This window comes from Thioclava atlantica (genome assembly GCF_000737065.1).
Classification (GTDB): domain Bacteria; phylum Pseudomonadota; class Alphaproteobacteria; order Rhodobacterales; family Rhodobacteraceae; genus Thioclava; species Thioclava atlantica.
Genome location: NZ_AQRC01000026.1, coordinates 1 through 8,836, shown reverse-complemented (window position 1 = coordinate 8,836; position 8,836 = coordinate 1). Strand labels below are relative to the sequence as shown.

The 8,836-nt window shown below is 64.3% G+C and carries 6 protein-coding genes and 2 pseudogenes; 6 read left to right on the top strand and 2 right to left on the bottom strand.

Going from position 1 to position 8,836, the window contains the following annotated elements; all coding sequences use genetic code 11:
* The coding region (locus tag DW2_RS20010) for a hypothetical protein (RefSeq protein ID WP_162178910.1) at positions 1-509 on the top strand (509 nt) is incomplete at its 5' end.
* Positions 510-560: 51 nt separating this feature from the next.
* Here the strand turns inward: DW2_RS20010 and DW2_RS18575 are convergent.
* Positions 561-1,937 (bottom strand): dipeptidase, encoded by a 1,377-nt coding sequence (locus DW2_RS18575; protein ID WP_038148906.1) that lies wholly within the window; start codon positions 1,935-1,937, stop codon positions 561-563.
* A 223-nt stretch (positions 1,938-2,160) separates the two neighbouring features.
* Between DW2_RS18575 and hemA the strand changes: the two genes are divergently transcribed.
* The 5 genes and pseudogenes from hemA (at position 2,161) to DW2_RS18545 (ending at position 8,310) form a co-directional block, all read left to right on the top strand.
* Positions 2,161-3,390, top strand: coding sequence for a 5-aminolevulinate synthase (gene hemA / locus DW2_RS18570; protein ID WP_038148905.1), 1,230 nt, complete (start codon positions 2,161-2,163; stop codon positions 3,388-3,390).
* Between the two features lie 107 nt (positions 3,391-3,497).
* The gene (locus DW2_RS18565; protein WP_038148904.1) at positions 3,498-4,769 is read left to right on the top strand and encodes a helix-turn-helix domain-containing protein; all 1,272 of its coding nucleotides are present in this window, start codon (positions 3,498-3,500) and stop codon (positions 4,767-4,769) included.
* Positions 4,770-4,854: 85 nt separating this feature from the next.
* Positions 4,855-5,976: a flavodoxin-dependent (E)-4-hydroxy-3-methylbut-2-enyl-diphosphate synthase gene (ispG, locus tag DW2_RS18560; protein WP_038148903.1), complete on the top strand. Its 1,122-nt coding sequence runs from the start codon at positions 4,855-4,857 to the stop codon at positions 5,974-5,976.
* A gap of 152 nt (positions 5,977-6,128) precedes the next feature.
* Positions 6,129-6,827, top strand: a complete 699-nt coding sequence (locus tag DW2_RS18555; RefSeq protein ID WP_038148901.1) for a DUF1236 domain-containing protein — start codon at positions 6,129-6,131, stop codon at positions 6,825-6,827.
* Positions 6,828-6,993: 166 nt separating this feature from the next.
* Positions 6,994-8,310 (top strand): annotated as a pseudogene (locus DW2_RS18545) (IS3 family transposase).
* 32 nt (positions 8,311-8,342) lie between these two features.
* Here DW2_RS18545 and DW2_RS18540 read toward each other — a convergent pair.
* Positions 8,343-8,836: pseudogene (locus DW2_RS18540) on the bottom strand (IS3 family transposase); the annotation flags it as partial.

The window sequence follows — 8,836 nt, the reverse complement described above, 5'->3', positions numbered from 1 at the left end:
GTCGTCTTAAGAAAGCGCGCACGAGCCGCCAGCGGATCTTCGATGCAATTGAGCAAGGCGCGCCCTACAGCGCCTACAAAGCGCGCGCCGAAGACCTCGAACGCGAGATCGCCGATCTTGAAGCCGAACTTTCCCAGCATCAGGAGACCCGCGCAGTTCTGCCGCAACTTCCGACCGACAGTGCCGCGCTCTTTGCACGCGCCGTGCGTGAACTCGAGACATTGCTCGCCGACCCCGAGCTTGTTCACCAGGCCAATGAGCATCTTCGAGAACTCATAAGGAGGGTCGAGTTGAGACCTGACCCAGACGCACCCGATGCGCTTGCCGCCGAGATCACCACTGATCTCGGCGCTTTGCTTTCCGCCGGGGGTGTTACGCCGAGCATCGTCGATATTTTCAGCGCAACGAGGCAACTATCGGTCAGACAGGGGGCGCTGCCCCCTCTGGCTTCGCCATTCACCCCCGGGATATTTGGATCAAGAGGAAGCGTGTGTCCCTCTTCCTCTTGAGAAAAATATCCTCCGGGGGTGCGGGGGTGGAAAACCCCCGCCGCGCCGGTCTCAGCCCGCGATCCGGTCTAGGATCCGGGCCCAGCTCCGGATGCCCTTGTGGAAGCTTTTCACGTCGTATTTCTCGTTCGGCGAGTGGATCGCGTCGTCGTCATTGGCGAAGCCGATCAGCATCGCGTCCATGCCGAGGATCGACTTGAAAAAGGTGCCGATCGGGATCGAGCCCCCCATGCCGACGATCACCGCCTCGCGGCTCCACTCATCCGAGAGCGCCTGACGGGCAGCCTCGAATTCGGGGCGCGAGGTGTCCATCACCGCAGTCGGCGTGCCGTCGAGGTTGCCGTCCCAGGTGACGCGCGCGTCGACGGGCAGGCGGTCTTCGATGTGTTTGCGGATTTTTTGGCGGATATCGGCGGGATCCATGTCTCCGACCAGGCGGCAGGTGATTTTGCAATGCGCCTCGGCCGGGATCACGGTCTTGGTGCCTGCGCCTTGATAGCCGCCCCAGAGCCCGTTGATTTCCAGCGTGGGCCGTGCCCATTGCTGCTCTAGCGTCGAGTAGCCCGCTTCCCCATGCGGCACGGTCATGCCCGCGTGCTGGAGGTAGTCTTTTTCGTCGAAGCCGCAGGTTTTCCAGGCTTCCAGCTGCTCGGCGGGCACTTCATGCACGCCCTCGTAGAAGCCCTCGACCGCGACGCGGCCGTCTTCATCGTGGAGGCTCGCGATGATCTTCGAGATCTCGCGCAGCGGGTTGAGCGCGGGGCCGCCGTAATGACCCGAATGCAGGTCGATGCGCGGGCCATGCAGGGTGAATTCGTCCTTCAGCATCCCGCGCAGAGAGCCTGCGATCGAGGGTACGCCGGGGGAGACCATCGAGGTATCGCAGATCAGCGCCAGATCGCTGGTCAGTTCCTCGGCATTCTCCTTCATGAAGGGCACGAGCGAGGGAGACCCCGATTCTTCCTCGCCCTCGAGGAAGATCACGAGATTGCCAGGCAACTCGCCGTTCACGGCCTTCCAGGCGCGGCAGGCCTCGATGAAGGTCATCAGCTGGCCCTTGTCGTCGGAGGCGCCGCGGCCGCGGATCACCTTGCCATTGGGCGTGTCCTGCAATTCGGGCTCGAAGGGCGGGGTCTTCCACAGCTCCAGCGGGTCCACCGGCTGCACGTCGTAATGGCCGTAAAACAGCAGGCGCGGACCCTCGCCCCGGTGGTGCGCGACCACCATCGGATGGCCGGGCGTTTCGCGCAAGCCAGCCTCGAAGCCCAGCGATTCCAGTTCCTTGACGAGCCATTCGGCGGCTTCGTGCGTCTCGGCCTTATAGGCCGGGTCGGTCGAGATCGAGCGGATGCGCAGCAGTTCGAACAACCGGTCGATCGCATTGTCGAGCCCATTGTCGATTTCGGTAAGAACCTCGTTCAGTGCCATTCAGGCCTCCTTCGTTTTGGCCTGAGCCTAGGGCCCCGAGCGGCACTGTCCAGAGCGCATGACGCAAGGACGCGATAGATCGTGAAAATTGAATATTTGCTTTTCGAGTCCAATTGCGACAATTTGACCCTCGAGGGAGAAGGGTTTGACATTTATCAATGTCGAACCGCGTCCGGCGCTCTACGTGTCCGGATACGCGAACGGATTAGCAAGGGAACTCGAGATGGATTACGACCGCGCACTCGATCAGGCGATTGGCAAGCTGCACGAGGAGGGCCGCTACCGCGTCTTTATCGATATCGAGCGGGAGAAGGGCAATTTCCCCCATGCCGTCTGGACCAAGCCCGACGGGACCCGCAAAGACATCACGATCTGGTGCGGCAACGACTATCTCGGGATGGGCCAGCACCCGGTCGTGCTCAGCGCGATGCACGAGGCGCTCGATGCCACCGGCGCGGGCTCGGGCGGCACCCGCAACATCTCGGGCACCACGGTCTATCACAAGCGGCTCGAGCGCGAGATCGCGGATCTGCACGGCAAGGAAGCCGCGCTGGTCTTCTCCTCGGCCTATATCGCCAATGACGCGACGCTTTCGACGCTGCCCAAGCTGTTCCCCGGCCTGATCATCTATTCCGACGAGCTCAACCACGCCTCGATGATCGAGGGCATCCGTCGCAATGGCGGCGCGAAGCGGGTCTTCCGTCACAATGACGTCGCCCATCTGCGCGAACTGCTCGCGGCCGACGATCCCGCCGCGCCGAAGCTGATCGCCTTCGAATCGGTCTATTCGATGGATGGCGATTTCGGTCCGATCTCGGAAATTTGCGATCTGGCCGAGGAATTCGGCGCGCTGACCTATCTCGACGAGGTGCACGCCGTGGGCATGTACGGCCCGCGCGGGGCCGGCATCGCCGAGCAACTCGGCGAGATGGGCCGGATCGACATCTTCAACGGCACGCTCGGCAAGGCGTTCGGCGTGTTCGGCGGCTATATCGCGGCCTCGGCCAGGATGGTCGACGCGGTGCGCTCCTACGCGCCGGGCTTCATCTTCACCACCTCGCTTCCGCCGGCGGTGGCTGCGGGCGCGGCCGCGTCGATCGCGCATCTCAAGACGGCTGCGGGGCAGGAGCTGCGCGACGCCCAGCAACTCCACGCCAAGGTGCTCAAGATGCGCCTCAAGGCGATGGGCATGCCGATCATCGACCATGGCAGCCATATCGTGCCGGTGATCATCGGCGACCCGGTCCATACCAAGGCGCTGTCGGACATGCTGCTCGACGAATTCGGCGTCTATGTGCAGCCGATCAACTTCCCGACCGTGCCGCGCGGGACGGAGCGTCTGCGCTTCACCCCCTCGCCGGTGCATGATCTGGGCATGATCGACGGGCTGGTGAAAGCGATGGACAAGCTCTGGTCGCGCTGTGAGCTAAATCGCGCCGAAGCCTCGGCATAATCCATATCCGAGCGTGCGAAGCTCTCTGGCTTGTGATAAGCGTAAGTCAATCGAAGTGGGTATGTCCCACGAATCGAGACTGGCGGAAAAAGGCAGGGACAGGCAGCATGAACGGGCGGAGGGCTCAACCTTCGACGCAGGATGAGGTCAAACCGAAAGGGTTTGACGATTTCGAGTTGCGCCTAGGGGACGTGATGCGCGGGGAGCGGGCGACGCTCGCGAAATCCCTGCTCGACGTCCAGCGCGAATTGCGCATCCGCGCCGCCTATATCGCCGCCATCGAAAGCTGTGACGTCTCGGCCTTCGATACGCCCTCCTTCATCGCCGGCTATGTTCGCTCCTACGCGCGCTATCTCGGGCTCGACGCCGAATGGGCGTTCCAGCGCTTCTGCGCGGAGTCCGGTTTCTCGCCGACCCATGGCATGTCGGCCGCGGCCTCGGGGCCGAAGCCGCAGCGCCATCCCAAGGACGTGGCCGAGGCGCTCGCCAATCCGGCTTTCGTTCCCAAGAAGGAATCCCTCTGGGCCAAGATCGAACCGCGTGCCGTGGGCGCGCTCTTCGTGCTGGTCCTGATCGCGGGCGGGATCGGGTATGGCGGCTGGACCGTGCTGCAGGAAGTGCAGCGCGTGCAACTGGCCCCGGTCGATCAGGCGCCGGGCGTGGTGGCCGATCTCGATCCGCTCGACTCGGTCGCGGACGGCCCGCAGATCGCGCAGGGCGGCGACACGCTGCCCGACATGCCCTCCAGCGACGCCGCGAGCCGGATCTACCGGCCCGCAGCCCTCGACACGCCGGTTCTGATCTCGCGCGACGGGCCGATCGCCTTGATCGATCCCAACGCCACCGGCGCCCTCGCCATCGCCCGCAACAGCGGCGCCACGGCCCCGGGCCTCACGCCGAATTTCTCGGGCGGCTCGCCTGACGCGTCCGGCATCCAGGGGCCGATGCTCGCGTCGGCCTCCTCGCCCGGTTCCGAGACCGACATCCAGTCCGCCGTCGCCAAGGCGCTCGGCGCGGACAAGCCCGAGATCGTCGTGATGGCGGTGCGCCCGTCCTGGGTGCGCGTCAGATCCGCCGATGGCGCGACGATCTTCGAGAAGGTGATGGATGCGGGCGAGCGCTACGTCCTGCCCAAGCTGGATCAGCCGCCGACGATGCGGACCGGAGAATCCGGCGCGGTCTATTTCGACGTGAACGGCGTGACCCACGGTCCTGTCGGCAAGCGCGGGCAGGTGACGAAGAACATCACCCTCACCGCGAAGGCGCTCGATGACAGCTATCCCGTCGCCGATCTGAGCCAGGACAAGGATCTCGCGAAGATGATCGCTGTGGCCGATGCGGGCACGCTCGCCCCGTCCAGCGGTACAGACAGCCAGTAAACAGTGATGCAGGTCGCCGGCACGGGCGTTGCGCCCGACCGGCGCATGGCCTATGTCTGGGCCGAATTCCGTTCAGGAGGGTGCGATGTCTCTCAACCCGGTCCGCCCGTGGCGCAATATCTATCGCCGCAAGTCCCGTCAGATCATGGTCGGCAACGTGCCCGTGGGGGGCGATGCCCCGATCTCGGTCCAGACGATGACCAATACCGACAGCTCGGATGTGAGAGCCACGCTCGACCAGGTGATCCGGGCGGCCGATGTGGGCGCGGATATCGTGCGCGTCTCGACCCCCGACGAGGCCGCCACCAAGGCGCTCAGGGAGATCTGCCGCGAAAGCCCGGTGCCGATCGTGGCCGACATCCATTTCCACTACAAGCGCGCCATCGAGGCGGCCGAGGCGGGCGCGGCCTGCCTGCGCATCAACCCCGGCAATATCGGAGATGAGAAGCGCGTGGCCGAGGTCGTGCGCGCGGCCAAGGATCACGGCTGTTCGATCCGGATCGGCGTCAATGCCGGGAGCCTCGAGAAGCACCTGCTCGAGAAATACGGCGAGCCATGCCCCGAGGCAATGGTCGAGAGCGCGATGGACCATATCCGCATCCTCGAGGATCACGATTTCCGCGAATACAAGGTCTCGGTGAAGGCCTCGGACGTGTTCCTCGCGGCCGCAGCCTATCAGGGCATCGCCGAGGCCACCGACGCCCCGATCCATCTCGGGATCACCGAAGCGGGCGGTCTGATGGCGGGCACCGTCAAATCCGCGATCGGGCTGGGCAACCTGCTCTGGATGGGGATCGGCGACACGCTGCGGGTCTCGCTCTCGGCCGATCCCGTCGAGGAGGTGAAGGTCGGTTTCGAGATCCTGAAATCGCTCGGCCTGCGCACCCGCGGCGTGCAGATCATCTCCTGCCCCTCCTGCGCACGACAGGGTTTCGACGTGATCAAGACGGTCGAGGCGCTCGAAAAACGGCTCGAACACATCAAGACGCCGATGAGTCTGTCGATCATCGGCTGCGTGGTGAACGGCCCGGGCGAGGCGCTGATGACCGATATCGGCTTCACCGGCGGCGGGGCCGGATCGGGCATGGTCTATCTCGCCGGCAAGCAGGACCACAAGATCTCCAATGCGCAAATGATCGACCATATCGTTGAACTCGTTGAGAAAAGGGCCGAAGAGATCGAGGCGGAGACCGCCGCCGCCGAATGAGCGGATAAGCGCCGCAGACCCTCCGGAAGTGCCTGTTCACGGGCTCGTGATCGTTTTTCTCAGGAACGGTTTCGGGCCCGTCGTCATTTCCCCTCCCACAGACGGAGAGCAGTCGCCACTACGGCGGCTCGGGTAGAAACGGAGGTACTTCCATGACCCGCAAACTCGGTATGATCCTCGCGGCTGCGGCCAGCACCACTCTCATCGCCGGCTCGGCCATGGCGCAAACTGCGGCGCCGCTCACCGCCACCGCCCAGGGCGATTTCACCCTGCATTCGGGCGCGGCCCCGCAATCGGCCCCGGTCGGTATCGTGACCTCGGGTTCGACGGTGAAGGTCGATGGCTGCTGGCCCGACTACACCATGTGCAAGGTCACCTATGACGGCGTGAGCGGCTGGGCTCCTGCGAGCCAGCTCGGCGTCGTGGTGGACGGCAATGTCACCGCCCTGTCGAGCAACCCGCAATCGGTGACGGTGAAGCAGATCGAAGTGCCCGCCGATACCGCGAAGAAGGACGGCCAGGGCGCGGCCGCGATGGCCGGTGCCGCGGCGGGCGGTGCGGCCGGTGCGGCCGTCGGCGGCCCGGTCGGCGCCGTGGTCGGCGCGCTGCTCGGCTCGGCCAGCATCGGTGCCGCGGCCAAGCCTGAACCCTCGACCGTCACCTGGGTCGAGAAGCACCCGGTCGCCCCGGTCTATCTCACCGGTGAAGTGAAGACCGGTGTGGTGGTGCCCGATACCGTGGCCCTGACCCCGGTGCCGGAGAGCAAATACGCCTATGTGAACGTCAACGACCGGACGGTTCTGGTGAACCCCGACAACCGTGCGATCGTCTATGTGATGCCCGGCTCGTAATCGCGGGTCCGGACAGGGGAAAGCCGGCGCAATTCGCGCCGGCTTTTTCATGTCTCAAGGGCAAGGGGCTCCGCCCCGGCGCCTTGTGAGCTGCCCCCTGAAATTCGGACAGTGACGTAAGCTACGATTTGCAGTCTGCTGATCTTCGACGAGAAGGAGATCAGAGATGTCGAAACGCAAGCAGCACGCGCCCGAGTTCAAGGCGAAGGTCGCGCTGGAAGCCCTGAAGGGCGAGGGTTGGAGGGACCGTCGCGCCAGTGGCGCGGCGTAAGCCCGAACAACGCGGCCGAACTGGCGAGCCGGTTCGGGGTGCATCCGACGATGATCCATCAATGGAGTTGGGAGGATCAGAAAACGATCCAGTGAATCGTTTTCCCGACCAACGCCCTGCTCGAAGGCGCGTCCGGCGTGTTCGAGCGCGGGGGCCGCAAGAAGCCCGAGATCGACGAGGAGCAGGTGAAGGAGCTCCACGCCAAGATCGGGTGAATTGGCGGGTGAACGCCACCGGTCCGAGAGAACCCGCCAATGCGGTGGCCAACTCTTTTTTGGAACGAAAGCTGAAGCCCTGGGGCGGGAAGTGAGGCGCGGCATGATCGAGCCTGACCACCCGGACCTGTCGATCGGCCAGCAGTGCAAGCTGCTGTCGATCGCGCGCTCGTCTTTCTACTACACCCCCAAGGGCGAGACCGAACAGAACCTCGACCTGATGCGGCGGATCGACGAGCAGTTCCTGGAGACCCCGTTCTTCGGCGTCCGGCAAATGACCTGGCATCTGCGTAACGACGGCCACATGGTGAACGAGAAGCGGATACGGCGACTGATGCGCCTGATGGGGCTCATGCCGATTTACCAGAAACCAAACACCAGCAGGCCGGCGAAGGGGCACAAGACCTATCCCTACCTGCTGCGAGGTCTGCGGGTGGATCGCCCGAACCAAGTCTGGTGCTCGGACATCACCTACCTGCCCATGAGGCGCGGGTTTCTATACCTCGTCGCGATCATGGACTGGCAGACGCGAAAGGTCTTGGCCTGGCGGATCTCGAACACGCTGGAGGCCGACTTCTGCGTCGAAGCGCTGAACGAAGCCGTCCACAAGTTCGGCCCGCCCGAGATCATGAATACCGATCAAGGGTCTCAGTTCACGTCCTTCGCCTGGACGGATCGGCTCCGCCGGTCGGGCGTGCGGATCTCGATGGATGGGAAAGGCCATTCATCGGGCTTACGCCGCGCCACTGGCGCGACGGTCCCTCTTCATCTCGACAACATCTTCATCGAGAGGCTCTGGCGGACCCTGAAATACGAGTGCGTCTACCTGCACGCCTGGGAGACCGGATCAGAGACGAAGGCGGCGATCCGGAAATGGATGACCTTCTACAACCACCAGCGCCCTCACTCAGCCCTCGGCGGCAAACCACCGGCGCTGGTCTATTGGCAGAGAAATGATATCAACCAACCCGATCAGCAGGTGCAACGAGTAGCTTAATTTACGCCAGATCCTGTCCAACGATCGGGGAGTAGCTCAGTGTCCGGGATGGCGGCGAGGCACTCCCGGGCAACATCGTCGACCACGTTGAGCACCCGGAAGCGCTGGCCGCTGGCGAACTGATCGTGGACGAACCGGAGGTCCGCGAAGCGAAATCCAGCGACCAGCGGGCATTGGGACGCGCCGCGACCAGGATCGGAGCCCGTGTTCCGACCGCCTTGCGCCGGGCCTTCCTTTTGCGCACCGTCAGGCCTTCTTCGCGGTAGAGCCGATAGATCCGGTTGATCCCGAACCGCTCGCCCTCGCGGCGCGAGCCAGCACGAAGAGCCGCCGATAGCCGAACCGTCTGCGTTCGTTGGCCAGCTCGCGCAGACGGCCACGCAGTTCCGTATCCGGAGCTCGTTGCGCCTGATAGCGGACCATCTTGCGATCCGCCCCGGCAATCCGGCACGCCCGCCGTTCCGAGAGCCCGAGCAGGGACCTCAGATGCGCGACCGCCTCGCGCTTCACGCATTCGCCATTGTCA

Bases quoted from the DNA above. Each gene is read 5' to 3' on its own strand.
- DW2_RS18575 (WP_038148906.1), bottom strand. From the start codon at position 1,937: ATGGCACTGAACGAGGTTCTTACCGAAATCGACAATGGGCTCGACAAT.
- hemA (WP_038148905.1), top strand. From the start codon at position 2,161: ATGGATTACGACCGCGCACTCGATCAGGCGATTGGCAAGCTGCACGAG.
- DW2_RS18565 (WP_038148904.1), top strand. From the start codon at position 3,498: ATGAACGGGCGGAGGGCTCAACCTTCGACGCAGGATGAGGTCAAACCG.
- ispG (WP_038148903.1), top strand. From the start codon at position 4,855: ATGTCTCTCAACCCGGTCCGCCCGTGGCGCAATATCTATCGCCGCAAG.
- DW2_RS18555 (WP_038148901.1), top strand. From the start codon at position 6,129: ATGACCCGCAAACTCGGTATGATCCTCGCGGCTGCGGCCAGCACCACT.